This window comes from Dactylosporangium sp. NPDC048998 (assembly GCF_043197855.1).
Taxonomy (GTDB): domain Bacteria; phylum Actinomycetota; class Actinomycetes; order Mycobacteriales; family Micromonosporaceae; genus Dactylosporangium.
This window is the reverse complement of sequence record NZ_JBICTV010000008.1, coordinates 241,477-267,772: the sequence shown is the minus strand read 5'-3', so window position 1 is coordinate 267,772 and position 26,296 is coordinate 241,477. Positions and strand designations below refer to the sequence as shown.

General features: G+C 70.7%; 25 protein-coding genes and 1 pseudogene. 15 read left to right on the top strand and 11 right to left on the bottom strand.

What is annotated here, in order from left to right; genetic code table 11:
- Positions 1-23: 23 nt before the first annotated feature.
- Complete coding sequence (locus ACGFI8_RS21445; protein WP_392807255.1) at positions 24-1,169, top strand: ATP-binding protein; 1,146 nt, start codon at positions 24-26, stop codon at positions 1,167-1,169.
- 7 nt (positions 1,170-1,176) lie between these two features.
- Positions 1,177-1,833: a response regulator transcription factor gene (locus tag ACGFI8_RS21440; RefSeq protein WP_392807367.1), complete on the top strand. Its 657-nt coding sequence runs from the start codon at positions 1,177-1,179 to the stop codon at positions 1,831-1,833.
- A gap of 120 nt (positions 1,834-1,953) precedes the next feature.
- On the opposite strand, the gene ACGFI8_RS21435 is transcribed toward ACGFI8_RS21440, so the two are convergent.
- Positions 1,954-2,151, bottom strand: coding sequence for a hypothetical protein (locus ACGFI8_RS21435; RefSeq protein ID WP_392807253.1), 198 nt, complete (start codon positions 2,149-2,151; stop codon positions 1,954-1,956).
- Here ACGFI8_RS21435 and ACGFI8_RS21430 point away from each other — a divergent pair.
- On the top strand, positions 2,150-5,185 hold the full coding sequence (locus ACGFI8_RS21430) for an RICIN domain-containing protein (protein ID WP_392807251.1): 3,036 nt from the start codon (positions 2,150-2,152) through the stop codon (positions 5,183-5,185). The genes ACGFI8_RS21435 and ACGFI8_RS21430 overlap by 2 nt on opposite strands.
- 114 nt (positions 5,186-5,299) lie before the next feature.
- Here the strand turns inward: ACGFI8_RS21430 and ACGFI8_RS21425 are convergent, their stop codons facing one another.
- Positions 5,300-5,740 carry a hypothetical protein gene (locus ACGFI8_RS21425; RefSeq protein ID WP_392807250.1) on the bottom strand — a complete coding sequence of 147 codons (441 nt, stop codon included), beginning with the start codon at positions 5,738-5,740 and terminating at the stop codon, positions 5,300-5,302.
- Between the two features lie 38 nt (positions 5,741-5,778).
- On the opposite strand from ACGFI8_RS21425, the gene ACGFI8_RS21420 reads away from it, so the two are divergent.
- Together ACGFI8_RS21420 and ACGFI8_RS21415 are read left to right on the top strand one after the other, a co-directional pair.
- Positions 5,779-6,309: a hypothetical protein gene (locus ACGFI8_RS21420; RefSeq protein WP_392807248.1), complete on the top strand. Its 531-nt coding sequence runs from the start codon at positions 5,779-5,781 to the stop codon at positions 6,307-6,309.
- Positions 6,310-6,600: 291 nt separating this feature from the next.
- Positions 6,601-7,065, top strand: a complete 465-nt coding sequence (locus ACGFI8_RS21415; protein ID WP_392807247.1) for a DIP1984 family protein — start codon at positions 6,601-6,603, stop codon at positions 7,063-7,065.
- A 290-nt stretch (positions 7,066-7,355) separates the two neighbouring features.
- On the opposite strand, the gene ACGFI8_RS21410 is transcribed toward ACGFI8_RS21415, so the two are convergent.
- The 4 genes from ACGFI8_RS21410 to ACGFI8_RS21395 all read right to left on the bottom strand — a co-directional run bounded on the left by ACGFI8_RS21410 (position 7,356) and on the right by ACGFI8_RS21395 (position 11,652).
- On the bottom strand, positions 7,356-7,757 hold the full coding sequence (locus ACGFI8_RS21410) for a hypothetical protein (RefSeq protein ID WP_392807245.1): 402 nt from the start codon (positions 7,755-7,757) through the stop codon (positions 7,356-7,358).
- Between the two features lie 140 nt (positions 7,758-7,897).
- A complete protein-coding gene (locus ACGFI8_RS21405) occupies positions 7,898-8,884 on the bottom strand; it encodes a TolB family protein (RefSeq protein WP_392807243.1) in 987 nt (328 codons plus the stop codon).
- 127 nt (positions 8,885-9,011) lie between these two features.
- A complete protein-coding gene (locus ACGFI8_RS21400; protein WP_392807241.1) occupies positions 9,012-10,214 on the bottom strand; it encodes a tetratricopeptide repeat protein in 1,203 nt (400 codons plus the stop codon).
- Between the two features lie 163 nt (positions 10,215-10,377).
- Positions 10,378-11,652 (bottom strand): LCP family protein, encoded by a 1,275-nt coding sequence (locus ACGFI8_RS21395; RefSeq protein ID WP_392807239.1) that lies wholly within the window; start codon positions 11,650-11,652, stop codon positions 10,378-10,380.
- 270 nt (positions 11,653-11,922) lie between these two features.
- On the opposite strand from ACGFI8_RS21395, the gene ACGFI8_RS21390 reads away from it, so the two are divergent.
- Positions 11,923-12,585, top strand: coding sequence for an HAD family hydrolase (locus ACGFI8_RS21390; protein WP_392807237.1), 663 nt, complete (start codon positions 11,923-11,925; stop codon positions 12,583-12,585).
- A gap of 23 nt (positions 12,586-12,608) precedes the next feature.
- Positions 12,609-13,565, top strand: coding sequence for a hypothetical protein (locus ACGFI8_RS21385; RefSeq protein ID WP_392807235.1), 957 nt, complete (start codon positions 12,609-12,611; stop codon positions 13,563-13,565).
- Between the two features lie 35 nt (positions 13,566-13,600).
- Here ACGFI8_RS21385 and ACGFI8_RS21380 read toward each other — a convergent pair whose 3' ends face one another.
- The 4 genes from ACGFI8_RS21380 to ACGFI8_RS21365 all read right to left on the bottom strand — a co-directional run bounded on the left by ACGFI8_RS21380 (position 13,601) and on the right by ACGFI8_RS21365 (position 17,482).
- Positions 13,601-14,227, bottom strand: a complete 627-nt coding sequence (locus ACGFI8_RS21380; protein WP_392807233.1) for a hypothetical protein — start codon at positions 14,225-14,227, stop codon at positions 13,601-13,603.
- A 167-nt stretch (positions 14,228-14,394) separates the two neighbouring features.
- On the bottom strand, positions 14,395-15,471 hold the full coding sequence (locus ACGFI8_RS21375) for a hypothetical protein (RefSeq protein WP_392807231.1): 1,077 nt from the start codon (positions 15,469-15,471) through the stop codon (positions 14,395-14,397).
- A 39-nt stretch (positions 15,472-15,510) separates the two neighbouring features.
- On the bottom strand, positions 15,511-17,202 hold the full coding sequence (locus tag ACGFI8_RS21370) for an MFS transporter (RefSeq protein WP_392807229.1): 1,692 nt from the start codon (positions 17,200-17,202) through the stop codon (positions 15,511-15,513).
- A gap of 79 nt (positions 17,203-17,281) precedes the next feature.
- Positions 17,282-17,482: a hypothetical protein gene (locus ACGFI8_RS21365; protein ID WP_392807228.1), complete on the bottom strand. Its 201-nt coding sequence runs from the start codon at positions 17,480-17,482 to the stop codon at positions 17,282-17,284.
- A 38-nt stretch (positions 17,483-17,520) separates the two neighbouring features.
- Between ACGFI8_RS21365 and ACGFI8_RS21360 the strand changes: the two genes are divergently transcribed.
- Both ACGFI8_RS21360 and ACGFI8_RS21355 read left to right on the top strand, forming a co-directional pair.
- Positions 17,521-18,318 carry an AIM24 family protein gene (locus tag ACGFI8_RS21360; protein WP_392807226.1) on the top strand — a complete coding sequence of 266 codons (798 nt, stop codon included), beginning with the start codon at positions 17,521-17,523 and terminating at the stop codon, positions 18,316-18,318.
- A gap of 15 nt (positions 18,319-18,333) precedes the next feature.
- A complete protein-coding gene (locus ACGFI8_RS21355) occupies positions 18,334-19,236 on the top strand; it encodes an AIM24 family protein (RefSeq protein WP_392807225.1) in 903 nt (300 codons plus the stop codon).
- Between the two features lie 9 nt (positions 19,237-19,245).
- Here the strand turns inward: ACGFI8_RS21355 and ACGFI8_RS21350 are convergent, their stop codons facing one another.
- Positions 19,246-20,634, bottom strand: a complete 1,389-nt coding sequence (locus ACGFI8_RS21350; RefSeq protein ID WP_392807223.1) for a DNA polymerase IV — start codon at positions 20,632-20,634, stop codon at positions 19,246-19,248.
- 297 nt (positions 20,635-20,931) lie between these two features.
- Between ACGFI8_RS21350 and ACGFI8_RS21345 the strand changes: the two genes are divergently transcribed.
- From ACGFI8_RS21345 to ACGFI8_RS21320, 6 genes and pseudogenes are all read left to right on the top strand, one after another.
- Entirely contained in the window at positions 20,932-22,113 is a 1,182-nt protein-coding gene (locus ACGFI8_RS21345; RefSeq protein WP_392807221.1) for an ABC transporter substrate-binding protein, read from the top strand.
- Positions 22,114-22,174: 61 nt separating this feature from the next.
- The gene (locus ACGFI8_RS21340; RefSeq protein WP_392807365.1) at positions 22,175-23,041 is read left to right on the top strand and encodes a branched-chain amino acid ABC transporter permease; all 867 of its coding nucleotides are present in this window, start codon (positions 22,175-22,177) and stop codon (positions 23,039-23,041) included.
- A gap of 296 nt (positions 23,042-23,337) precedes the next feature.
- Positions 23,338-24,288, top strand: a complete 951-nt coding sequence (locus ACGFI8_RS21335; protein WP_392807219.1) for a branched-chain amino acid ABC transporter permease — start codon at positions 23,338-23,340, stop codon at positions 24,286-24,288.
- On the top strand, positions 24,281-25,081 hold the full coding sequence (locus tag ACGFI8_RS21330; protein ID WP_392807217.1) for an ABC transporter ATP-binding protein: 801 nt from the start codon (positions 24,281-24,283) through the stop codon (positions 25,079-25,081). Before ACGFI8_RS21335 ends, ACGFI8_RS21330 begins: the two co-directional genes overlap by 8 nt.
- A 30-nt stretch (positions 25,082-25,111) precedes the next feature.
- A pseudogene (locus ACGFI8_RS21325) lies at positions 25,112-25,787 on the top strand (ABC transporter ATP-binding protein); the annotation flags it as partial.
- A 58-nt stretch (positions 25,788-25,845) separates the two neighbouring features.
- Positions 25,846-26,283, top strand: coding sequence for an RDD family protein (locus ACGFI8_RS21320; RefSeq protein WP_392807216.1), 438 nt, complete (start codon positions 25,846-25,848; stop codon positions 26,281-26,283).
- The last annotated feature ends 13 nt before the right edge of the window (positions 26,284-26,296 follow it).

The window sequence follows — 26,296 nt, the reverse complement described above, 5'->3', positions numbered from 1 at the left end:
CTGGCAGGGACCACAATGGGCGGATGACCAGGCTTACTACGATCCGCGGGCGCCTCACGCTGTGGTACGCGGCCGTGTTCGCGGCCACCGGCGCGGCAGTACTCGCCCTGATGTACCTGCTGGTGCGACGTGAGTTCTTCACCGCCAGTGACGCCCTGGTCGCTGATCTTTCGGCCGCGGACGTACCGGCCGCCCTGCCCTGTGACGCCGTCATCGCGGCGACCGTGCAGCCGGTCGCCGCGCTCGAACTGGCCACGACCGTCGCCCGTACCGATGCGCTGCGCACCATCGTCATCGAGACCGGCGGCGTCTTCGCCGCGCTCGCCGCCGTGTCACTGGCGCTGTGCTGGCTGGTCGCCGGCCGCGCGCTGCAGCCGCTGCGGCAGATCACGAACACGGCCGCGGCGCTGTCGCACGACACCATGGACGCCCGGATCGGACTGCGCGGACCGCGCGACGAGGTCCGCACGCTCGCCGACACGTTCGACGCCATGCTCGACCGGCTCGCCCGGGCGTTCCGCGGGCAGCGACTGTTCGTCGCCAACGCCTCACACGAACTGCGTACACCCCTGACCATCATCCGCACCGCCGCGGAAATGGCCCTCTCCCGCCAGACCCGATCCGAGGACGAATACCGCCAGGCACTGCACACGATCGCCACGGCCGCGGCCCGCAGCGACGCAATGCTCACCAGCCTCCTCCAACTGGCGCACACGCAGCGTGGCGCCGCGCGTCAGCCGGTCGACCTCGCCACCGAGGCCGCCACCGTGGTGGCGGCCTGGCCGGCGGACGCCCCGACGATGCACCAGCACCTCGCACCGGCGCCCTGCGTCGCCGACCAGGTGCAGCTGGAGCTCGTGCTGCGCAACCTGCTGGAGAACGCCGCACGCTACAACGTCGCCGGCGGCGCCGTGTGGCTGTCCACCGGCCACGACGCCGACAGCTCGTGGCTGCGCGTCGAGAACACCGGCCCCGTCGTCAATCCGGCCGACGTGGCCGCGCTGCGCCAGCCGTTCCAGCGGGGCGAGGGGCGCAGCGCCGGCTCCTCCGGCGCCGGGCTGGGGCTGGCGATCGTCGAGGCGGTCGTCGCCGCGCACGGTGCCATTTGGACCCTCACCCCACGCGACGGCGGGGGATTGTCCGTGACCGTCACCTTCCCGGCCCGGTGACCTGATGCTGCGGGTCCTGGTCGTCGAGGACGACGCCGTCCTCGCCCGGCTGATCGCCGACGGCCTCCGCGAACACGACATGATCGTCGACGTCGTTCACGACGGCGCCGCCGCCGTCGGCCGCGCCACCGATCTGGTACCGGATGTCGTCGTCCTCGACCGCGACCTGCCCGTCCTGCATGGCGACGACGTGACCCGGGCGCTCATCCGCCGCGGCTCCCCGGCACGCATCCTGATGCTCACCGCGGCGGCGTCGCTCGACAGCCGGGTCGAAGGTCTTCACCTCGGCGCCGACGACTACCTCGCCAAACCCTTCGCCTTCGCCGAACTCATCGCCCGCGTGACCGCACTCGGCCGGCGGGCACCGGGCCGGGTAGCGACCGTTCTCCGCCGCGGCGACCTCACCCTCGACGTCGGACGCCACGAAGTCCGCCGCGGCGGCCGCGCGATCACGCTCACCCGCAAGGAGTTCGGCGTGCTCACCGAGCTGCTGCGTGCCGACGGCGAACTGGTCAGCGCGGAACACCTGCTCGACCGGGTCTGGGACGAACACACCGACCCGTTCACCACCGCCGTGCGCACCACGCTCAAAACCCTGCGCCAGAAAGTCGGCGAACCGGACCCGATCGTCACCGTCGTCGGCCGCGGCTATCGCCTGCCGTGATGGTTGACGCTTGACGTTGCGTTTGAGAGCGCTAACATTCACAGCGTCCACTGTGCGTTCCGATGGTGTCCCACGGGAGATCCCTGGGCTTCGGCAACGATCGGCGCATGGTGTTGACGATCACACGGCACGGCGGCCGTGCACGATCGGCTGCGCCCGCGCCGCCGTTGCAACGCTTGCCACCAACTGTCCCGGCATCGGTCTGCTCGGCGCGGCCGTCGCCAACTCCTGACGCTGGTCGCGGGTGGGCAGCCAGATGTTCGTGAGCCGGCGCGACCGCCATGCCGCGCCGGCCCCGTCCGGGAAAGGAATCCTCATGCCTCAGAACAGTCCTCCGGATCGGCGCTGGCGTGTGGCCGGCCGTCCGGTCGTCGTCGTCGCGCTCATCGCCGGGGCCGCAGCCGTGGTCGTCGGGGCGCAGCACTCCGCCATGGCGGCGGTACCCACCGTCGACGGCTTCAACGCCGGCAATGCCGCGATCGCCTCGGTGGATCTGACCGGTCGGTGGTCGTTCACCCCGGAGGGCCGGGCAACGACGTCGATCACCGTGCCGGGCGGTGGCTGGTACAAGCAGGGTTTCACCGACGTCTCGCACGCCGTGTACTCGCGGACCATCACGGTGCCGAACTCGGCGCAGCCGCAGTCGACGTGGATCGAGTTCGGCGCGGTGAACCATCAGGCGACGTTGTCGGTGGACGGCCAGGTGGTGGCAACACAGACGACGGCCTTCACGCCGACGAACTTCGACATCACCGCCTTCGCCGCGCCCGGCACGACGCACACCATCTCGGTGGACGTGAAGGGCCGCGACGCGCTGAAGAACCCGGCGAACGGCAAGTATCTGGTACCGACGGCCGCGGAATGGTCGGAGGCCGTACCGCAGGGCATCTTCCGCTCCGCGTTCCTGCGCGTCTATCCGGCGGTGTACGTCAGCGACGCCTTCATCCGCACGTCCGTGGCGAACCAGAGCCTCACCTACGACGTGTCGGTGACCAACACCTCGGCGAGCGCCCGCACGGTGACGCTGACCGGCGCGCTGTCCTCCGACGGTGGCGGGTCCTTCACGTATCCGGGGCTGCCCAGCCGTACCGTATCCGTCGCGGCGCACTCGACGACCAGGGTGACGGTCGGTCCGGTCGCCTGGAACCTCGGCACTGGTTCGTATTGGTGGCCGAACGTGCCGTACCGCGCGGGATACCGGGCCCAGCTGCACCGGCTGGCGGTGCACGCCGCGACCGACGACGGGCGCAGTAGCGACGCCCTGTACCGGTTCGGGTTCCGGGAGAGCACGCAGAACGGCGAGTACTACTACCTCAACGGCGTGCGCGTGAACTACCGGGGCGACAACCTCCAGGGCGCCGACTACGACCGCATCGACAACGGCGGCGTCGGCGACGCCTACGACACGCTGCCCGGGTTCCTGCCGCCGTCGGCGGGCAACGGCGGCTGGCCGCAGGCGGTGGACAACTACCAGCGGCTCAACTACAATGTGGTCCGCATCCACCAGGAGCCGGCGAGCCCGTACATGCTCGACATCGCCGACGAGATGGGCCTGATGCTCGTCGACGAGACCGCGATCCGCGGCTCCAACGGCCGCGAGGACTTCCAGGCCGGGCACGACAACATGGTCGGCCATGCGCGGGCGCTGACCCTGCGCGACCGCAACCACCCGGCCGTCATGCGCTGGAGCCAGAGCAACGAACCCGGCCTCAGCGGCGACACCGAGCAGTTCGAGCAGGACCTCTACGCGGCCATGAACGGCAGCGACGGCACCCGGCCGATCATCGTCGACGGCGAGGACCCGAACAAGTATCCGAACATGCGGTACGCCAACTTCGCCTCGTTCCCGCACTACCTGGACGGCCTCGGCGCCTACACCGAGCGGGTGGTGTCCACGCCCGGCCGGCCCGACGGGGAAACCGAGTTCATCTGGCCGAAGTGCAACACCAAGCAGGGTTTCGAGTGGTTCGCCACGCTGACGGCCGCCAAGCGCGGCAAGGACGCCAGCGACCTGCGGCCGTACACGCTGCTGTCGGGCTGGGCCGGGTTCGTGCCCGGCGTGCGGACCACCGACTTCGTTCCCGAGGAGGGCGGGCACCCGGTCTACGGCGCGGACAACCTGCCCGATCCGTGGAGCAACCCGCAGATCCAGCGCATCCAGGCCGGGTTCCACCCGATCGCCGCGATCGACCTGCCGTACTGGTCGGCCTCCGGCATGTCGGACGCCGGCGGCACGTTCCCGCTGCCGCAGGCCGTGGACAGTTACGCCTACAACGCCCCGGTGAACCGGACCATCACCGTCTTCAACGACGACTTCGCCGGGACATCGGTCGGCCTGGCCTGGACCGCCCGGCTCGACCGGCCGGACGGCACGGTCATCGCGTCCGGCACCACCAACCTGACGATCCCGCTCGGCTCCCGGGTCGCCCAGCCGATCTCGTTCACCACCCCGACGAGCGGCTCACGGATCTACCTGACCCTGTCGACAACGAAGAACGGCGCCACGACGTTCACCGACTCGGTCGAGTACTTCACCCTCGGCACCAATGGGTCCAATGTGGACGACGCCGATCCGCGGGTGACGTACACCGGGACTTGGGGGCACGCCACGGGGGAGTCCGGGCCTTACGCCGGCACGAACTCCTACACCGACGTGGCCGGCAACACCGCCACCCTGTCGTTCGTCGGCACCGGCCTCACGCTGCACGCGGTCACCGACCCCGGGCACGGCATCATCGGCGTGTCCGTCGACGGCGGCGCCGAGACGCTTGTGGACGAGTACTCCACCGTACGCACCGGCGACGTGGCAGTGTGGACCAGTCCGCGGCTGTCGTCGGGGACGCACACCGTCCGGATACGCGCGACCGGCAGCCAGCGCGCCGGCGCTACGCACAACTGGGCCACCATCGACCGGTTCGAGATCGCTACCGCTCCGACAGCCGGGACGAACTACCGCATCGTCAACCGTAACAGCGGCAAGCCCCTCGCAGTGGCCGGAAACTCCACTGTGGACGGCGCGGGCGTGGTACAGCAGACCGGCGCCGGCTCGTGGACCGTGGCCACCGCTTCCGGCGGCGCGTACACGCTGCGGTACGTGCCGACCGGAAAGGTCCTCGACGTCAACGGCGGCAGCACGACCGTCGGCCTGCAACTGCAGCAGTGGACCGCCAACGGCGGCACCAACCAGCAGTGGTACCTACGCCCGACGACGGACGGCTACTTCACCATCGTCAGCGCGGCCAGCGGTCTGCTCGCTGACGTCTACGGCCAGGCCACGAACGACGGCGCCCAGGTCGTGCAATGGACCGCAAACGGCGGCATCAACCAGCAATGGCAGCTCGTGCCGGCCTGACGCCCGCGTTCTGTGGAGGTTCTGTCCGTGCCGCTCCCGCACGGGCAGAACCTCCGCCGTCGGCCTCCGGTGAGGGTCTCGGGCTTGTGGAATGGCCGAAAGGGCTCGGTTTGGTCAGGAAAGACAATGAACCCACACGACAAGCTGGGTGTACCAGTTGCCCTCTCCCCGGACGTCAAGGACGCCGAGTTCGACGCGTTGGCCGTACTTGCCAGGAGCAAGGCACACGGGACGGTCGCCCCCATGATTTTCGCCTGCCGCGTCGGTCCATGGAACGTGCGCAACCACTGGGACGCTTTCACCCTCGTCGGGCGTCGCGTAGTCGTGGCCGTCGAATCTGAACGCGATCGCCGTCACATCTCCGTTGTCGGAGTCGGCCGCGACCCCGCTCACCGTCCCCCGCACGACGGTCGGCACTCCTCTGCCGCTCGTCATGGAACAGGTCGCCACCGCCCCGCTGGTGGCACCCAACACGAACACGACGAGAAGTACGCGAGTGCTGGCACGCCTGAGCATTTGAAGGACCTCGCTGCGGCCTCGTGCGGCATCGACCATGGCCTCAGCATAGGGATCACCGCAAATCAGGAGCGCGGGTGCTGGACTCCCAGCTGGGCCTGGGGCATCTGCAGTTCCGCAGCGCATACGATCGCTGCATGCCGGCTGCAGCAGTAACGCGATCTTCCCTTCGAAAGGTCGAGCCCGTCGTCGATCCGCAGACTATGGAACTCCTGCCCGATCGGGCTTGGACCGGTGAGCAGTGGCAACGCATCCAGCTGGGCTACCAGTCGCGCGGCATGGACGAGAAATGGAACGTCTTTGTGGAGGGACACGTCGCACATTTCCTACGGAGTTGGACCGGGCACACGATCTACGAAGCCACGTTCTCCGACACCCCGGCTGGTCACCGCATCACCGCCGCTGTTGTGGAGACGAACCCCGCCAAGCACCGCAGAATCTCCCCCGAGCGTGACCGGATCATGCTCGAGCTCGTCATCGCGGCCATCGTGCTCGGCGAACCCGCCACTGATCTCCGCGCCGAACTGATCAAGCTCGCTCCTCACCGCGGCGACGTCCCGCCAGCCGCAATCCTCCATAGCGCCCTGGGTCTGCGTACCGACGATTGAGACTCGACGAGCCAGCGCCAGGGTCGCTGCGTGCTTGCTGTCGACGGTGCGGTCGCGAGGCTCAAACCCGGCCAGCCTTCCCGACCTGCGATCGCGGTGCGTGTCGTCACGGGGACGGCGGCCGGACCATTGCGTTCTCTGCTGCTACGGCCTCCACAAGATGTGGGCACGGCGAACGAGAGAGCCCACGCGGGGCGCGATGCGGGCGCTGTTCGGCGAGGGTCGAGCCGACCGCGCGGGCGACTGCCTGTGGGGCGGCGTGATCGATCATCCTGGGTGATACTGGTATCCGTGAAACTCGCGGAGGCTCTTGCGCTGCGTGCGGATGCGGCGCGCCGAGTCGAACAGCTCCGGGCCCGCATCACTGCCAGCGCCCGCTTCCAAGAGGGCGAGACGCCCGCCGAGGACGCGGCGGCGCTGCTCGCCGAGGTCGGCGCGGTGCTCGACGAGCTGGAGTCGCTGATCCGGCGGATCAACCGTACCAACGCCGCCACCGTGGTCGACGGCGGCACGCTCACCGATGCGCTCGCCCGCCGTGACGTGCTGCGTCTGCGGCACGGCGTCGTGACCGCCGCTGCGGGCGCTGCGGCGGGGGAGGGGCAGCGCGGGTACCGTCAGCTGCGGTCCGAGCTGAAGATGATCTCGGCGCTGCCGGTGGCCGAGCTGCGGGGTGAGGCCGACGATCTGGCCCGGCAGCTGCGCGAGGTTGACACCCTCATCCAGCGCACGAACTGGGAGGCCGAGCTGCTCGACTGAGACGCGGGACGCGGAGCAGGTAGCCGACGTGAAGGCGTGCACGGACCCGAGAGCCGGCGGGTAATTCGGCTCCTTTCTCCGGCGCGCCGCGGGCAGGCGTGGGGTTCGACTCCCCGATACACACCGCAAGCCCAGCACGGCACACAAGTGACGGCGAACTGAGTACGGCACACCACCGGGTGCAGATTCACGACGGCGAGGGCGGGCAAGGGGCACTCCGCGGCCCGCAACTCGGGTGCCACCGCATCTGCCCGATCGCCCGGATGCCGATCGGAAGCAATAGGCGTTGCTCAGAGGTCGGTGACGCCGTCATGAGCAAGGCCCGCCACGGCGGCGAGGAAGCGCTCGAGGAACTCGCGGAGGTCATCGCCGACCACTGAGATGCCGCGCTCACTGCCGTGATAGATGCCTCGGAGGTACTCGGCATCCCGCAGCCGAAACACCGAGCCGTCCTTGGTTGCGATGGCATACAAATCTCCGCTGCCGTTGCTACCGAAGACCACGATGTCGACGCAATCGATGAGCGGCTCGGCGATCTGATCCGCGTACCCGTCATGATCGAGGCAGCCGATCAGACCGTCAACCGGGTGGAGGAAGTAGCCGTTGCCGATGTCAGGCAACGAGACCGGCCCGACCCATCGCTGCAGCGCGACCAGTCCGTCCGGCGCCCACGGCAGACGCTCTCGCAGCAAGGCAAGCTCCGCCGCAGACGCCCGCGGCCCCACCCGATGATCACCTGCGTCGAAGGGAAACGTCGACGCAACGTCGTCCGGCGGCTGCGACCTGTTCCGTGACGGCGGAGAGGCGCTGGCTGCGAGCAGAAGCGCCTGGGTCAGGGAACGAAGACGACCAGCCGGGTCGTGCCTCCGTCGAGGGCGATGGAGGCGATCTTATGGCCGTCCGGGGAGAGCGCGGCGCCGGAGAACTTTCCGGCTCGCACCAGCCGTACCGCACCGTCGGCCGCGTCCACAGTGTACAGCCCGGCCCGACCGTCGCGAGTGGCCGCGACCGCGAACCGCGAGCCGTCCGGGGTGGCCGCGACCTGGATGACGGCGGAGAAGCCGCCGGCAAGCGGCGTCGCGGCACCGGTGAGATCGGCATCGGCGAGGTAGAGCGTCCACGCCGCCGCGTCGCCGGGGTCGCGGGTGGCCAGTGCCGCGACCTTCGCGGTGCCGTCCAGCGTCACCGGGAAGCTGACCCGCCCGGTCTCGGGGCAGGTCTTCGCCCCCTCGGCGGCCCACCGGCTGGCCGGCCAGGCGAGCCCGTCGAACGACGGCCCGGTCTCGATCGCCTCCAGCCGGTCGCCGGCCAGCCGCACCACGCCGACACACGGCCCCGACCACACCGATGAGTACGCGGTGTCGCCGGACCAGACCACGGCGCCCAGGCCCGGCACCGACCGGAACAGCACCGACGTGGCGCCGCTGCCGCGATCGACGGCGAGCATCCGGGTGGTGAAGACGCCGGCCACGTAGCAGCCGGCGGCCACCGCGAGCTCCCCGCCCGGCCGGCGCTCCGGCCGCAGCAGAGCGGGGTGGCAGCGTTCGGCCTTGACGTCGACGCGCTCCGCGGCCGCCGCGCCGTCGCGCCACCGCCACAGCTGGTGCGGGTCGTTGTCGTCCCTCGGTTCGACCCCGAAGTACAGGCCGTCGGCCAGCCAGAGCGGGCCGTACGGCCTCCCGCTGCTGGCGAAACTCACCGTGGTGGTGATGGCGTCCCCGGCCGGCGGGCCATCGGGGGCGACGGCCGGGCGGGCGCAGCCGGGCAGGGCGAGTGTGGCGACGACCGCCGCCGAGCTGAGCAGGATCCGGGCCGGCACGTCAACGCCCTTGCATGCTGAGGCACAGCCCCACGGTCGTCGTGCGGTCCGGTTGCACAGCTTGCATGATGTAAACCTCCGGATCGCCGTTCTCTTCCCGGGCGTTCATGTCGATCCGCACGCCTGATCAGCGCCCGACGGTGTCGTGTCGCTGCGCGACGAACACGTCCGCCTCGAGGATCCGTCCCGCGAGCCGGCCCGCCTCGTGGATCTCGTCGTCGCTCATCCGGGGCACGATCTTGTGCGCCTCGTGGATGCCGTCGCCGCTGCCGGCGTCGAGCATCTGTAGGTACCATCGCAGCGATTGCACCAGGTCGACCGGCCCGCCGAAGCCGTCGCGGAACCAGCAGGCGGCCGCGAACATGCATCCCTTGTGACCGTGAGCGGCGCCGCGCAGGTACCAGCTCAGCGCTTCCTCATCCAGGTCGAGTGCGCTGAGGCGGTCGCCGAGGGAGGGGTACGACTCGGTGATCCCGGCCGCCGCGGCCTGCCGCAACCAGCGGATCGCCTCCTGCGGGTCATGTGCGCTAACGCCGAGGTTGTACGCCGCGTAGGCATCGCCGGCCTCCGCCGCGGCACGGTAGAGCGTCATCGCCCGCGCCTCGTCCTGCTCCACCGCGGGGTTTCGGTGCAGCAGGAACGCCAGCGCCCGCTGCGCCTCTGGGTCGCCGCGTCCCGCCGGGCCCTCCAGCACCCCCACCCCGGCGAGCGGGTCGCCAAGGTGGAACGCGAGCACCACGCCGAGCAGCGTTGCGGCCCGGTCGTCCCCGTCCGCCCGCGCGCGTAGCCGAGGCCCAACCAGCTCCAGCTCGCGCCACGCCGCCACGCTGTCCGCCTTGGCAGCGCGCAGCAGCCACTGCGTGCCGGTCACCGGGTCGTCTCGGTGATGCAGATACAGCAGTCCGAGGTCGAGCAGCGCCCGTGTATCCCCGCCCTCAACCGCGGCGAGCCACAGCCTTTCAGCCTCAGCGTCATCGACCGCGGTGCCCTGCCCCATAAGGTGCATCAGCCCGAGCATCCGCAGCGCGCCAGCATCACCCCGCTGCGCAGCCCGCGCGTACCAGTCGAGCGCGTCGGCGTACCGCTCCTCATTCGCGCTGATAGCCCCAAGGTTGTACGCCGCCTCCGCGCTACCCAGCGCGGCCGCCCGCTCGTACAGCGCCCGCTTCCGCTGCGCGTCCGCCGGCTCCCCAAGCCCGTCCCCGGCGAGCCGCGCGAGCAGCATCAACGCCGCGACATCGTCGCGGGCTGTCTCCAGCACCGCCCGCCCCGCCGCGTAGTCCTGCCGCTGCACCGCGAGCAGCCCGCGGTCATACGCCGTCAATACCACCACCGCAGTGTACGAACGACGCGGCTCCCCCGCGGTCCCCATCAGCACGCCGCATCGGTCCCACGGTCCCGTTCGGCCAGGCCAGCGATCCGGCCCAGTGAGTCTGCTCTGGTCGGCGTTGCGTGGGCTCAAGCCGCGTCACGGCCCGCGCCTCGGTGCGCGCTTACTTCCGCGCGGCGGGCACGGCGTTGTGCAGCGAGTTGACGTCCTGCGGGTGGGCCGCCGCGTAGTCGGCGAGCGTGTCGTCGCGGATCGCCTGCCACAGCTCGTCCATGTCGGGGTCGCCGATCACGTACGAGGTGTCGCCGATCATCTCCGGGTGCGACGGAGTCCTGAGCCCGACCAGCGAGTCGGCCTTGATGCCGCGCAGCGCGAAGATGAAATCGGCCACGGACGTGCCGTTGGTGTCCACGGTCAGCGACTTGCCGATCGCCTGCAGGACCCGGTCCAGCTTGACCGGGTCGGACAGGGTGCCGGCCGAGGTGGTCTGCTTGAGCACGGCCATCAGAAACTGCTGCTGGTGGCGCTGCCGGTCGTAGTCGCCGTTGGGCAGCAGCTCCCGCTGCCGGACGAAGTCGAGGGCCTGCCACGCGGCCAGATGCTGGCAGCCCGGGTAGTACACCTGCGGCGTGACGCCGGGCACCGGGATCGGCTCGGCTTCGGTCTCCGTGTACGGGGTGGCGAGCTTGCCGCTCTTGTCGTGGCCGATGTGGATCGAGACGGTCTTCTCGTCCACGCACATGTCGACCCCGCCGAGGACCTGCACTGCCTTGGTGAAGCCGTCGAAGCGGGCTTCGACCGCACCGTCGAACCGCAGCCCGGTCAGGTCCGCGACGCTCTGCGACATGAGCGGCATGCCGCCGAAGTTGAGTGCCGCGTCGATCTTCTCCGTGCTGCCCCCGAAATGCGTCGGCGGGTACGGCTTGATCGTGTAGTACAGGTCGCGGGGTACCGAGACCAGGAAGGCGCGGTCCATGCTGCGCGGCACGTGCACAATCAGGATCGAGTCGGCGCGCTCGCCGTTGCTCGGGTCCCAGGCGCGGTAGTTGGACCCGATGAGCAGGAAGTTCAGCGGGCCGGCGACGGCCTGATGCGGCCCGGACCGGGCGTCCCCGAGCAGGTCGGCGTGGTTCACCGCGCGGTCGAACCGGCCGGCGAGCACTGCGGCCGTGACCACCGTGCCGCTGGCCAGGAGCATGGCGGTGAGCACGCATACCAGCAGCGCCCGGCGCCGGCGGATCCGCCGGCGGTGCGCCGATCCGAGGTAGACGCCAGGAGCGGCCCGGCGGCCGTCCGGCCCGGTCGTCCGGCGGTCGTCCAACGTCGTCCGGCGGTCGTCCAACCCGGGGCCGCGCACGCGGCCGACCGCTGGCCCGTTGCCGCGCACCCGGCCGACCGCCGGTGCCGCCGCGATCTCGCTCCGCGGGTCGGCCTTCACACGCCGTGCACGATCGGTCGCCCGTCCCATCTCACCCGCCCGTACGCGCCGTCACCCGCCCGCGCGCCGTACGCGGCCTCGGCACGGGCCCTGGACCTACTCTGGCACCTCTGCCACCGCCTCGTACGTCGGCGCGGCGCGCCTCACCTGAGTGATCCCCCGGTGCGCCAGGCCATCCCAGGCGCCTATCGCCCCGTGATGGTCATGAGCGAGGTCCCGGCGATCCCGTCTATGATCCACTGGCAGCGTGACCGTGACGGAGGAGCGCGAGTGATCGGCGCGATCTTTTTCGATGTCGGCGGGACGATTCTCGACGAGTCCCGCGAGTTCGAGACCTGGGCGGACTGGCTCGGCGTTCCACGGCACACGTTTTCGGCGGTCTTCGGTGCGGTGATCGCCCGGGGTCTGGACTATCAGGAGACGTTCCGGGTCTTCCGGCCCAGCTTCGATCTCGCGGCCGAGCGCGAGCGCCGAGCTGCTGCTGGCAAGCCGGAGTCGTTCGGCGAAGCGGATCTCTACCCCGACGCGCGACCGTGCCTGACCTCCTTGAAGGATCAGGGCCTGTTCGTGGGCTTGGCCGGCAACCAGCCGGCTCATGCTGAGGCGATCCTCCGTGCTCTCGGCCTCCCCGTGGACGTGATCGGCACGTCGGACGGTTGGGGCGTGGAGAAGCCGTCGCCGGCCTTTTTCGAGCGGGTCATTCGCGAAGGCGGTGGCGATGCGTCTTCGATCCTGTACGTCGGCGATCGGCCCGACAACGATGCACGCCCGGCTAGGGAGGCCGGCATGAAGACGTGCCTGATCCGGCGCGGTCCGTGGGGTCACATCCTCGACATCCCAGCCGTGACTGAGCAGTGCCTGTTCCGCATCGATTCGCTGGACGAACTCCCGAGCCTGGTCGCGAAGCACAATGCGGCAAGCAGCTACCTGTAGTCCCCGCGCCCATCGGAGAACCCATGGCACGTCTCGACATCACCTTCGGCCGACCCGAGCTTCGCGCGGTCAAGAAGGCCGCCCTTCGTCGCGATCTTCCCGCGCTCGGTGCGGTGCTGACGGCCGGGCTGGCCGGCCCCGACGACCACATCGAGCGGGTACGTGTCGCCGCGGACACGCTGACCGAGTGGACGGGCAAGTCGGTGCCGGAAGGCCTCGACGACTGGGTCCGCGACGACCCCGACAACCCGACCGCGCTCGTGGTCCGCGGCGCCGTCGAGATCAACCGCGCCTGGGAGGTGCGCGGCAGATTGCAAGCCAGGTATACGAAGCCGCAGCAGCTGCTGGACTTCATCTCGATCCTCGGCAATGCAGAGGCCTACTGCCGGGCCGCCGCACAGTCCGACCCGGGCGACGCCGCGCCGTGGCTGTTCCTGTTGAGCATGGCACGCGGCCAGCAGGTCGGCACCGACGAGGTGGTCCGCCGCCGCGACGAGTTGGAAGCGCGAGCGCCGCAGAGCTTCGTTGGCCATCGCCATGCGATCGCCGCGCTCGGCCCGCAATGGGGCGGCTCGATGCAAGCCGTGGACAAGCAGGTCCGGACGTGGACCGCCGAGGCGCCCGCCGGCTCGCTGCTGCCCGCGCTCGTCTTCGTGGCGGGGATCCAGCGCTGGTGGTCGCATGGCCATCGTCGCGCGTTCGCCCGCGACCCCGAACGCCGTGCCCAGGCGTACCGGGCGAGCGGGTTGCTGCCGATGCAACCCTGCCAGACACCGGACGAGTTCCTGGCGCACAACCACGCCGCGGCCTGGTACGCCCTCAGCCGCGAGCCGAAGCGCGCCAACGACCACTTCAAGCTGCTGCGGGGCCACGTCACCGAATATCCGTGGCGGGATCTCTTGGCGCGGTCTATCCGGCAGGGACCGGTTCCACTGTTCCGGGGCAAACGCGTCAACGCCCTGCTGCGCCTGCCATTCTGACACCACGCCGCTGGTGGAACGCCCCGGCTGGCAGCTCAGACGGACAACAACCGATCGAGCAGGCTGTGGTACTGCAGCACGGTGTCGCGCATGCCCGCGATACTGTCGGACGCCCGCGCGCTGCCGTGTTCGAGCTGCTGTTCGCGGCTGTAGACGCTGTCGGCGAGGGCCTTCAACGCCTCGTCCACCAGTTGCCGAGCCTCGATGACGCTGCCCGGTGGGTCCTCGACGAACCGGTTCTGCACCTTGTGCCAGCGCCGCCGGAAATCCTCGGCCTGCGCAGTGTCCCAGATCCCCGGCAGCTGCGCGGCGGCGTGCTGCGACCGCGGGTCATCGGCCGCCCGTGGCTGGCGGGTTGCCTGCTGCGCGTCCGTTTCGTCCGTTCCGTAGACGTCGCCGCCCGGTGGTGTCGCATAGGCCGGGGCACCGGTAGCGTCGGCTTCCATGGGTGGTGGTGCTTGAAACGGCGGTGCTGCCGCGCTGGCCGCCGCCGGATCGATCGCGTCGTCATACATGGCGACCTCGCCTGTCCTGCTGACACCGCGGAGCCGCCGCCCACGCCGCCGCCGCGAAGGGCGGAATCGGCCGAGCGTCGCCGCTGCGACACCGGCGAGGACCAGCAGGATCAGGAGGATGGCGAGCAGGGCTTCAGTCGACGACATGGCGAATCCCTTCAAACGCAACCAGCTCAGACGCTCGCTCGTTCCGGCTCCGGCCGGCCTCACCTTCTCGATCCGGGCCTACCTACCCTCGAGGCGATCCGGGCCTACCTACCCTCGGGGGTGGGTTGTTCCGCGTGACAGGTCGGCGAATCCGACACGTCCATTCCTCACGTAGCGGGGAACAGGTAGCGGTAGAAGGGTGAAGCCCGGAACTGCCGGCCGTGGTGCCGGCTCGACCAGGTTTCCATTTCCGCGACGCCGGTTGCGCCGGGCAGGTCGATCGAGACCTCGTAATCGGGATGGACGCCGTCGTCGCTGAGGCGCCGGCGGAAGGAGACTCGAACGATGCCGCCGGCATCAACGGGGATGCCCGGCAGGGACAGTGGGACGTACACCGGGGCCCAGCTGCGAGTATCGCTGGTCAGTGTGTCTATCTCGGGCCCTTGCGACAAGACGGCGACCCGGCTCCACAGCAGCAGGCCGGTCAGCCGGGCCGCGGGCACGTCGACGCGAAGATCGGTCATGGTCGTAGCTTCCGCCGTCGGCATGTCCTGCCGGCTGTCGAAGATCGCCGACTCGACCGGCGCGGCCGACGACACTCCGATGTCGTGTACCGGTCCGGCCAGGCAGAGCCGCACGTCGAACGGGTGGCCGACGGAGGTGAAGATCTTCCGCAAGTAGGGCACGCTCTCCGTCGCGATGGCGTAGTCGATGTCGTCGGCCGCGCGCGTGAGGTCCACGGCGACGGCCCACGTCTGCATGCGGAACGGAACCCAGGCGCAGTCGGCGGCGCACAGTCGCGCCCGGGCGTCGGCCAGAACGGCGAGAGCGCCCTCCGCCGAGGCGATGTTGCCGACGATCTCCGAGACGCATACTTCGGCCGGCTCGGGAAGCTCCACCTCCATGGAGCTTCCGGTGATCACGGTGATCCGGTCCGCCATGCCGGCTCGAGACACCGCAAGCCGAGCCTGCGCCGCGACCTCGGCCTGCGCTTCGATCGCATACACGTGCCGGGCTCCGCGGCGCGCGGACTCGATTGCCCACAGCGCGTCTCGTCCCGTTCCGACGTCCAGCACGACCTTGCCGGGCGCGACCCGCCGCAACGCGGTCCGGTATGCATGACATCGTTCGTCGACGGCATCGAATCCGTCGTAAACGCCATCGTCGTAGACCGGGTACTCGCCCATGGACGGAAAGAAGACGGGCCGTTCCGCGGACGCCGGAGCGGTTCGTACCATTGTCACGCCGTAGCACGATATCGTCCGCACCGGCCGCGGAGCCGGTCAGGTGCAGTCGCAGTCCAGGCAGAGCTGCTCGTCGTGGACGTGCTCGTCCGTCAGCTCCTCGTGGATGTACGCGCCGCCGCGCAGCAGGGAGACCACCGCCCCGGCGGCGGACAGGCCGGCGGCGAGCACGAAGACCACGACGAGCCCCTCGTGGAACGGGCCGGCCAGCACCCCGGGCAGGTAGGTCCGGGCGGTCAGCGTCGCCACCGTGGCGGCGGGCAGGGAGTGCAGCACGCCGGCGGCGCTCAGCAGGGCGGTGAGCGGGTTGTACCCGAGGAACGCGGCGAACATCATGCCCACCGGCGGCACGGCCGTGACCCGGTCGATCGCCGGCCCCGGGACACCTTCGGCGGCCAGGGCGCCGTGCAGCGTGGCCGGCAGCGAGTCGGACAGCCCGGCGATGAGCAGCGAGAAGAACAGCCCGATGGACAGCACCATGCCGGCGTTCTGGAAGGTGGCCCGGATGCCGGACGCGACGCCGCGCTGCGCCGCCGGTACGGCGTTCATCACCGCGGTGGTGTTCGGCGCGGAGAACAGCCCCGAGCCCACCCCGTTGAGCAGCAGCAGGGCCGCGAACGCCGGGTAGCGGAAGTCGACCGGGATCAGCAGCAGGCCGACGAAGGTCAGGGCCATGAGGACCAGGCCGCCGGTGGCGAAGAGCTTGGCGCCGTACCGGTCGGACAGGTGGCCGGAGACGGGGCCCGCCGCGATGAAGCCGATCGTGAGCGGCAGCAGGTAGATGCCGGCCCACAGCGGGGTCTCGGCGAAGTCGTAGCCGTGCAGGGGCAGCCAGATGCCCTGCAGCCAGATGATGAGCATGAACTGCAGCCCGCCGCGGGCGATCGCGTTGAGCAGCGCGGCGGCGTTGCCCGCCCAGAACGCCTGAATGCGGAACAGCCGCAGGTCGAACATCGGCTGTGCTACCCGGGTCTCGACCACGCAGAAGGCGACCAGCAGCGCGCAACCGCCGGCCAGGCCGCCGAACACGAGCGGGTTGGTCCAGCCCTCGGTGTGGCCGCCGTACGGCTGGATGCCGTACGTCATCGCCGCCAGCAGCAGGGTCAGGCCGGTCGCCAGGCTCACGTTGCCGAGCCAGTCGATCCGCACCTCGCGCGGCGGCGGTGCGGTGGCGCGCAGGTTGCGATATGCCCAGACCGCGCCGACCGCGCCGACCAGCACGCTGACCCAGAAGATCGCCTGCCAGTGCCACGCCGAGAGTAGTCCGCCGAGGACGAGCCCGATGAAGCTGCCCGCGAGGCCGGCGACCTGGTTGACGCCGAGCGCGGTGCCGCGCTGCCGCGGCGGGAACGCGTCGGTGATGATCGCCGTGGAGTTGGCCATCAGCATCGCGCCGCCGACGCCTTGCAGCAGGCGCCAGCCGATCAGCCACAGCGCGCCGGCGCGCCCGCCCGACGGGGTGAGCGCCAGCGCGACCGAGGCGGCGGTGAACACGACGAAGCCGGCGCGGAAGACGCGCACCCGCCCGTACATGTCGCCGAGCCGGCCGAGGCTGACCACCAGCACCGCGGTGACGAGCAGATAGCCCATCAGCATCCAGAGCAGGTAGCTCACGTTGCCGGGGGCGAGCGGGTCGAGGTGGATGCCGTTGAAGATCGCCGGCAGCGAGATGATCATGATGGAGCTGTTCACGGTGGCCAGGAGCATGCCGAGCGTGGTGTTCGACAGCACCGACCATCGGTTGGAAGCAGGCGGAGCACCCGACATGACCCACCCAGCTACCCCCGGGTCACCGCTGTACGCGGCCGGGCTACCGGCCGATGCCCGTCGCGTTCGGGTCCTGCAGCGCGGCGTCGATGTCGGCCGTCGTCCGAGTCAGGATCTCCTGCACCTGCTCGCGCGACAGCGCGCCCGGTGCGTGCCACAGCTCGGAGAAGCCGTACAGCTGCGGGTGCTGGTCAGACCGCGCGCGCCGGGTGAGCACCGTCGCGCTGTCCGGTCCGATACACACGCGGTGGCATTTCAGGTTCGGCTGCTACGTTCCGCGGCGTGGAGCGGATCGAGTGTCAGTGGTGCCGGCTGCAGAACGCGCCGGGGGCGACGTCGTGCATGACCTGCGGGGCCCCGCTCGACGTCAAGAACCTGGTCAGCGACTCCGGCTGGCGCGAGGCGCCCCGGCTGCGGGACATGACGGAGTTCCGGTTCTCCAACTCCGTCGCACAGGTCGAGGGCGAGTTGGTGCCGGTCATCGACATGGCGCTCGCGCCAGGCGACGCCGTCTACTTCGAGCACCACGTGCTGCTGTGGAAGGACGAGGCGACCCCGGTCACCGCGATGCCGACCCAGGGCGGCATGCGGCGGGTGTTCGGCGGCATGCCGTTCGTGCTGACCCTCGCGCACGGGCCCGGCCGGGTCGCGTTCTCCCGCGACTCGCCCGGCGAGCTGGTCGTGCTGCCGCTGCACCCGGGCATGGAGCTCGACGTGCGCGGGCACGCGTTCCTGCTGGCGACGCACACGATCGGGTACGACTTCATCCGCATCCAGGGCCTGGCCAACGTGCTGCACGGCGGCAACGGGATGTACCTGGACCGGTTCGTGACGACGTCCGCGCCCGGCCTGCTGGTGCTGCACGGGTACGGCAACGTCTTCGAGCGCTACCTGCGGCCCGGCGAGAAGATCATGGTCGAGCCCGGCGGCTTCCTATACAAGGACGCGTCGGTGGGCATGCAGGCGGTGCAGATGCCGGTGAAGACGGGTCTGATGCGCCGCGGCATGTACCTGGCGGAGATGACCGGGCCGGGCCGGGTCGGCATCCAGTCCATGTACGTGCACCACCACTCCGAATGAGGACGTGAGGACGCGATGAGCACCGGACCCGGCGTCCCCGAGGGGTACACCGTCTGCCGCTACTGCCGCATGGCGCACCCGCCGGCCGGCTCGTCCTGCCCGAGCTGCGGCGCCGCGCTGGACGTGCGGCAGGTCGTCACCCGTTCGGGCTGGATCGAGCAGCCACCGATCAAGGACATGGCGCGCATCCAGTTCGGCCAGTCCCGGGTGCAGATCGAGGGCAAGTACGTGCCCGTCGCCGACTTCACCCTCTCCGGCCAGGAGTGGATCTACTTCTCCCACCACGCGCTGCTGTGGACGGATCCCGCGGTACACCTGTCGAACACGTCCCTGGCGGGCGGCTGGAACCGGATGCTCGCCGGCCTGCCCCTGATCATGGTGGAGGCGCGCGGCCCCGGCCGCATCGCGCTCTCCGGGGACCGCCCCGGCGAGCTCATCGCCATGCCGCTGACGCCCGGCCGGCACGTGTGGACCCGCGAGCACCGCTTCCTCACCGCCACCGGCAACGTCACCTACACGTGGCAGCCGACCAACATCTGGTACACCACCGGCTCCGGCGACGACCGGGAGACGCACTACCCGCTGGGCCAGTATGGCGACCTGTTCACCGCGCAGCATGCCCCGGGCCTGCTCCTGCTGCACTCGCCGGGCAACACGTTCCTGCGGGACCTGGCGCCGGGGGAGACGATCCTGGTCCAGCCCGGCGCGCTGCTCTACCGGGACATGTCGGTCCAGATGCACCTGCACCTGGAGTACCCGCGCGGCACCCAGCGATTCTCGTGGCGCTCGTCGTTCAGCCAGCGCAACATCTGGCTGCGTCTCATCGGCCCGGGCCGCGTCGCCGTCTCCTCGGTGTTCCACCACACCAGCTCGCTGGCCGTCACCCGCAACTCCGCCGCCACCGTCCAGCGGTGGTAGAACGGGCCGTCAGGTCCAGTCCGGCGGGTCGGCGGGGTGCAGCCGGGGGTCGTCGGCGGCGAACGTGCGCACCGGGCCGGGGCCGGTGCGCGGGCCCTCGAAGCGGACCGTGACGCGGTCGAGCCCGCTGCCCCAGACCCAGCCCGGCCCGTACTCGTCGTGGCGCACGTCCGCGCCGGTGCGCCACCCCGGCGGGCCAGCCGGGCCGGGCCGCTCCGGCTCGGGCGGCGCGTCCGGTGCCGCGGATGCCGGCGCGTCCGGCGCGGGGGATGCCGGCGCGTCCGGCGCGGGGGAGGCCGGCGACGGCTGGGGCGCCGGGGGCTCGAGCAGGGAGAGCAGGTCGTCCTGGGCGAACTCGGACAGGCCCGAGACGCCGACGCCGAGCAGGCGCAGCCCGCCGGTGACGTCGATGTCGGCCAGCAGCCGCCGGGCGGCCTGCAGGATGCTCTGCGCGTCGTCGGTGGGCTGACCCCGGGTGGTGGACCTGGTGATGGTGGTGAAGTCGAAGTAGCGCGCCTTGAGCGTGATGGTGCGGCCGGACAGCCCGGCGGCGCGCAGCCGTCCGCCGACCTGGGTGGCGAGCAGCCCCAGCTCGGTGGCGAGCCGGGTGCGGTCGGCGATGTCGGTGGCGAACGTCTCCTCCGCCGAGACCGACTTGGTCTCCCGCTCGGCGACGACGGGCCGGTCGTCGTCGGCGTGCGCCAGCCGGAACAGGCCGGCGCCGTGGGCCTGGCCGAACCGGTCGACCAGGTCGTCCCGGCCGACCGCGGCGAGGTCGGCGATCGTGTGGACGCCGGTGCGGCGCAGCCGCTCGGCGGTGGCCGGGCCGACGCCGGACAGGCGGGTCACCGGCAGCGGGCCCAGCAGGTCGCGCTCGGTGCCGGGCGCGACGACCGTCAGCCCGTCGGGCTTGTGCAGGTCGGAGCCGATCTTGGCGATGAGCTTGGAGGTGCCGGCGCCCACCGAGCCGGTGACGCCGCCGGTGGCGGCCGCGATGCCGGCCTTCAGCCGGGTGGCGAGGGCCGTGACGCCCGCGACCGTGAGGTCGTGGCCGGCGGCGGCCAGGTCGATGTACGCCTCGTCGATGGAGACGGCCTCGACGAGCGGGGACAACTCGGCGAGCAGGTCCATGACGACGCGGCTGGTGTTGCGGTAGGCGGCGAAGCGCGGGGCGAGGAACGCGGTGCCGGGCGGGCACCGGCGCCGGGCCTCGGCGACCGGCATGGCGGAGCGGGCGCCGTAGGCGCGGGCCTCGTAGGAGGCGGTGGCCACGACGCCGCGGCCGCCGATGCCGCCGACGACGACCGGTCGGCCGCGCAGCGACGGCTTGTCGCGCTGCTCGACGCTGGCGAACATCGCGTCGAGGTCCACGTGCAGGATGCTGGCCGTGTCCCGCACCCGGTCCCTCCGTCCTGGCCGTCGCTCTGAACGGTAGCGCCGTCAGTAGATCGGACCGTAGACCGGACTGCCCAGCGACACCCCAGCTCAGGGGGCATGATCTTTGACGGTTCTGTTACGTCCAGGTATCCGCGGTGTCCTTGACACGCTCGTCGGCCCTCGCCAAGATGTATAAACCAAGCGCTTGTTAGGTTTTGAATCGAGCGAACAATCCGCGCAAGGCTGACGATTCGTATAATTCCGACAGGGGTACACATGGGCGTTTTAGCGACGAGGTCTCGTCGTATCGTCGGCTGCGTGGCGCTCACGGCGCTCGCGCTGGCCGGCTGCGGCGGCAAGACGGGTGACGAGAAGCCGAGCAACGGTACCGCCACCGGCGCTCCCATCATCATCGGCATGGACGAGGACAGCACCGGGCCCGGCGCGTCGTACAGCACGATCGCCGGCAAGACCATCCGCCTGGCCGTCCAGGACATCAACAACAAGGGCGGCGTGCTCGGCCGGCCGCTGCAGCTGGTCGTCGAGAACGACGAGTCCGACCCGACCAAGGTGCCGGCCGTGCTGCAGAAGCTCTCCAGCCAGGGCGCGAAGGTGCTGCTCCTGCAGAGCGGCAGCGCCGCCGTCGCCCAGGCGAAGCCCACGCTCACGCAGCTCGGCCTGCCCGCCATCGCTCCCACCGGCGTGACCGCCACGCTCGTCGCGCCGCCGGACAACGAGCTCATCTACATGCTGGCCAACACCACCAAGGACTGGGCCGACGTGTACTGCGGCGCGTTCAAGGCCGCGGGCATCAGCAAGCTCGGCGTGCTCACCGACGACACCACGACCATCGCCGGCCTGGACAAGGCCCTGTTCGCCGGCATGGGCTGCGTGGAGTTCGTGGCGACGGAGAAGGGCGCGACCAACGCCAGCGACCTGTCGGCCCAGGTCGCGCGGCTCAAGAACGCCAAGCCGGACGCGGTGCTCGTGACCAGCGTCGGCGGCGCGTTCGAGGTGCTGGCCCAGAACACGCTGGCCAGCCAGATGACCGGCACCAAGCGGTTCTCGCTCGCCTCCATCGGCAACCAGCCCGCGTCGTGGAAGCTCGCCGCGCCCGGCGCGCTCAACGGGCTCATCTTCATGGGCTCCATCAACTCCGAGAACCCGCGCACGCAGGCCCTGGTGAAGCTGCTGCAGGACAAAAACGGCAAGGACTACGACATCACCGCGTACGACGCGCAGGCGTGGGACGCCGTGCAGCTGCTCAAGCAGGCCATCGAGAAGGCCGGCGGGGTCGACGACTCGAAGAAGCTCAACGAGGCCATCCAGAGCATCAAGGGATACCAGGCCACGTTCGGTCAGTCCAACTTCACGCTGAGCTTCGGCGCGGACAAGCACCTGGGCGCGGATGGGCCGTGCGGCCTGTCCCTCGTCGAGTTCGGCTCGGACAACAAGCCGAAAGGTCCCTGGGCGACCTACCAGCCCCCGTGTAGCAAGTAACCCACCACGCCAAATACAGGCCAAATAATCCACCAGGCAAGGAGGCGACGTCGTGGGCCAGATGCAGCTGTGGTTGTCCGCGCTGGAGATAGGGTGCTTCTTCGGCCTGCTCGCGCTGTCCTACTACCTGGTGCTCGTCGGGGCGGGGTTCTTCAACTTCGCCATCGGCCCGTACGCCATGGTCGGCGGCCTCTGCACGTCCTACCTCGTGCTGTACGAGGACATGAACGTGTGGGCCGCCGCCGCGGTGGCGGTGCTCGCCTCCGCAGCCCTGGCCGTGGTCACCGAGCTGGCCGTGGTACGGCAGGTGCAGCGCCGATCCGGCCGCGGTGAGCTACCCGCGCTGGTCGCGGTGGCCGCCGTCCTGTTCGCCATCCAGCAGCTCGGCGGCTACCTCTTCGGCTACACGACGCTGCCGGGTCAGAACCTGTTCACGTTCGACCCGGTGGCGATCGGCGACACCGTCGCGCAGCCGAGCACCGTGCTGCTGCTCGGCTTCACCGTCGTGGCGTTCGCCGCGGCCGCTCTGTGGATCCGCTACACCCGGACCGGCCGGCTGCTGCGGGCCGTCGGCGACAGCACGCATGCCGCCGGCCTGCTCGGCCTGCCGGTCAACCGGGTCCGGCTCATCGCGTTCCTCCTCTCCGGGCTGCTGGCCGGCATCACCGGGCTGCTGTTCGCGCCAAAGGCGGGCGTCAGCTCGCTGTCGGGGCTCAGCTGGGCGCTGTCGGGCTTCCTGGCGATGGTGGTCGGCGGCACCGGGTCGGTGTGGGCCCCGCTCGTCGGCGGCCTGTTGCTGGGCCTGGTGGAGGTCTTCGTTCCGTACTACTTCGGTGGCCAGTCCCACGTCTACGGGCTGCTGCTGGTCGCCCTGCTGTTCTTCGCCTTCAAACCCAGCGGCCTGTTCGTCAGAAGGATCAGAGCTTGACATCATCCCCTCCCTGAAGGGAGGGATTCCCTGGGTCGCCCCAGGGGATTCCTGCTTCACCGCCGACTGCCCCGTCCGGGAGGACTCCCGCTGAGGTCTTACACCAGCTCCACAGGCAGACACCGCCAGCCCGGCGGCCAAGCACAAAGCTAGCACACTGACCGATGAATTCCCTGCGGTGACACGCTGGCAGACGCCGATCCGCCTTGGCGGCGAATCGGCTATGCCTGCCCTGCTCCGCAGAGGGTTCCGTTTCTCCCCCGCCTGAAGGCGGGGGTTCTCACGGAAGGAATCTGGTGAAGCGCGTTCCCGGCTCCCTGGGCCTGGTCTGCGGTGTGGTGGGCGCGGCGCTGATCCTGCTGTGGGTCGGCGCCGACGGCTACCGGCAGACCCTGGTCACCACCACCGCGACCTACGCGCTCGTCGCGCTCGGCATGTACGTGCCGTACCTGATGGCCGGCTCGCTGTCGATGGCCTACGGCGCCTATGCGGGCATCGGCGGATACGCCGTCGGCCTGATCTCGGCCCGCTCCGGCCTGCCGCTGATCCTGGCCTGGGTCGCCGGCCCGGTCGTGGCGGCCGCCGTCGCCGTGCTGCTCGGGCTGGCCACCCGGCGGCTGTCCGGCTTCTTCCTGGCCGCCGTCACGCTGCTGTTCGGCATGGCCTTCACGGCGCTGCTCGTCGACGCCGAGGGCCTCTCCGGCGGCTCCGGCGGCCTCGGCTCCCTGCGCAAGCTCAACCTCTTCGGCTGGGAGCCGACGCACTACCAGATCGTCGTCGGCTCGGTCGTCGTCGTGTGCGTCATCGCCTTCCTGCTCGACCGGCTGCGGATGTCGCCGTGGGGCGTCATCGTGCGCACGATGCGCGACGCGCCCCGCGCCGTCGAGGCGGCCGGCGTGCGGGTGCCGGTCATGAACCTCGTGGCGCTGGCCATCGGCGCCGGGATCGCGGCCGTCGGCGGCGGCCTGTTCACCTACTCGGCCGGCAGCGTCACCCCGGACACGTTCACGCTCAACCTGGTGTTCCTGGCCATCTTCATGCCCCTCATCGGCGGCTCCGCCACCCCGTGGGGCGCGGTGCTCGGCGCGGTCATCGCCGTCGAGCTGACCCTGAACTTCCCGGTGATCCAGACCAGCGGCACGCTGATCCTCGCCCTCGGCGTGCTCGTCATCCTGCTGCTCGCGCCGCAGGGCGTGATCGGCTACGCCGCCCGGCTGGCCCGGCTCGTGGGAGGACGACGTGGCTGAGACGCTGCTGGTCGGCGAGGGCCTGACCAAACGGTACGGCGGGGTCACCGCCCTGCAGGACGTCTCGTTCTCGCTGTCGGCGGGTGAGATCCTCGGGCTCGTCGGGCCCAACGGCGCCGGCAAGACCACCCTGGTCGACCTCATCTCCGGCGCCCAGCCGGCCACCGAGGGCTCGCTCACCCTGCGCGGGCAGCGCCTGTCCGGCCCGGCCGCCCGCCGCGCCAAGGCCGGCCTCGCGCGCACGTTCCAGTACCCGCAGCTGGCCCTGGAACTCACCGTCGCCGAAAACCTGCTGCTCGGCCGGGCCGCCCGCCGGCACGGCACCGTGTGGCAGATGGTCGCCGGCGCGTTCGCCGGCGCCTTCCGCCCGCACACCGGCGCCGACGCCGACGCGGTGCGGGCGCTGGCCGACGAGCTCGGCATCGACCGCCTCGACCGCCCGGCCGGCGACCTCTCCCTGGGTGAGCAGCGCCTCGTGGAGGTCGGCCGGGCGCTGGGCCAGGACCCCCTCGTCCTGCTGCTGGACGAGCCGTTCGCCGGCTCCGACGCGGGCGGCGTGCACGGCATCGTCGAGGTGATCCGCACCGTGCAGCGCCGCGGCCACGCGGTCATCCTCGTGGACCACAACGTCGACCTCGTCGCCGGCTTGGTCGACCGCATCATGCTGCTGGACCGCGGCCGGGCCGTGTTCGACGGCGACCCGCGCGAGTGCCTCGCCAGCCCGCAGATGCAGCAGGTGTACTTCGGCATCACCGACGCTTCGGAAGAGGACGTGCCGCATGTCGTCTCATGAGCTGCGCCTCGAGGGCCTGACCGTCCGCTACGGCCACGCCAGCGCCGTCACCGGCCTCGACCTCACCGCGCCGGGCGGCGTCGTCACCGCCCTCGTCGGCCCCAACGGCGCCGGCAAGAGCAGCGCCCTGCTCGCCGCCTACGGCTCCGTCGCCGCCACCGGCCGGGTCTTCCTCGACGGCGAGGACGTCAGCCGCCTCAAGCCGGCCGCGCGGGCCCGGGCCGGCATCGCCGTGGTACCGCAGGGCCGCCAGCTGTTCCCGAAGCTCAACGTCGCCGACAACCTGCAGGTGATGGCCGAGCTGCTGCGGCTGCCCCGCTCGGCGGTGGACACCGCCGTCGACCGCTTCCCGATCCTGCGCACCCGGCTGCGCAGCCTGGTCGGCGTGCTCTCCGGCGGCGAGCAGCAGATGCTCGTGGTCTCCCGCGCGCTGATGGGCTCGCCGCGGGTGCTGCTGCTCGACGAGATGATGACCGGCCTGGCCCCGCTCGTGGTGCAGGAGCTGCTGCGCACGGTGACGCAGCTGGCCCGCGAGGGCGTCGCGGTCCTCATGGCCGAGCCCGCCCTGGGCGCGGTGCGCGGCGCCGTCGACCGCGGGTACGTGCTGGTCCGCGGCGAGACCGTGGCCACCAGCGAGGACGGCGGTAAGGCCCTCGACGCGGCGTACCAGGCGAAGATGGGGGTCTTGAAGACCGCCGCTCGCTGAGTGCCGGGTCCGCCTGAGGGTATGGTCATTTCGTCAGGCCCGGCAGGGAGGTAGCGAAATGACCTATCCATCGAGCTCGGCCAGCGTTCATGTGACCGGCCGCCGCGTGGTGGCCACGATCGTCGATGCCGTGCTGTTCGGTTGCCTCGGTGGCATCGTCGCGCAGGTGTCCGGCCACGAGACCACGGCCTCGGGCTTCAGCTCCACCCGGCTGTCGCCCGGCGGCAGCGTCCTGTGGTTCGTCCTCGTGGTGCTGTACTACGTGCTGCTGGAGGGACTCTTCGGCCGCACGGTCGGCAAGATGGTCACCGGCATCCGCGTCGTCGACGCGGCGACCGGCGCCGTGCCCGGCATCGGCAAGGCCCTCATCCGCACGCTGCTGCGCATCATCGACGGCCTCTTCGCCTACCTGGTCGGCTTCATCGTCGTGCTGTGCTCGCGAAGCCGCCGGCGCCTCGGCGACATGGCCGCCGGAACCCTCGTCGTCCGGGCCTGACTGGCAGGCTCCG

Excerpts from the sequence above, each read along its gene's own strand:
- ACGFI8_RS21445 (WP_392807255.1), top strand. The coding sequence starts at position 24 with ATGACCAGGCTTACTACGATCCGCGGGCGCCTCACGCTGTGGTACGCG.
- ACGFI8_RS21430 (WP_392807251.1), top strand. The coding sequence starts at position 2,150 with ATGCCTCAGAACAGTCCTCCGGATCGGCGCTGGCGTGTGGCCGGCCGT.
- ACGFI8_RS21435 (WP_392807253.1), bottom strand. The coding sequence starts at position 2,151 with ATGAGGATTCCTTTCCCGGACGGGGCCGGCGCGGCATGGCGGTCGCGC.
- ACGFI8_RS21425 (WP_392807250.1), bottom strand. The coding sequence starts at position 5,740 with ATGGTCGATGCCGCACGAGGCCGCAGCGAGGTCCTTCAAATGCTCAGG.
- ACGFI8_RS21385 (WP_392807235.1), top strand. The coding sequence starts at position 12,609 with ATGGCACGTCTCGACATCACCTTCGGCCGACCCGAGCTTCGCGCGGTC.
- ACGFI8_RS21380 (WP_392807233.1), bottom strand. The coding sequence starts at position 14,227 with ATGTCGTCGACTGAAGCCCTGCTCGCCATCCTCCTGATCCTGCTGGTC.
- ACGFI8_RS21355 (WP_392807225.1), top strand. The coding sequence starts at position 18,334 with ATGAGCACCGGACCCGGCGTCCCCGAGGGGTACACCGTCTGCCGCTAC.
- ACGFI8_RS21340 (WP_392807365.1), top strand. The coding sequence starts at position 22,175 with ATGCAGCTGTGGTTGTCCGCGCTGGAGATAGGGTGCTTCTTCGGCCTG.
- ACGFI8_RS21320 (WP_392807216.1), top strand. The coding sequence starts at position 25,846 with ATGACCTATCCATCGAGCTCGGCCAGCGTTCATGTGACCGGCCGCCGC.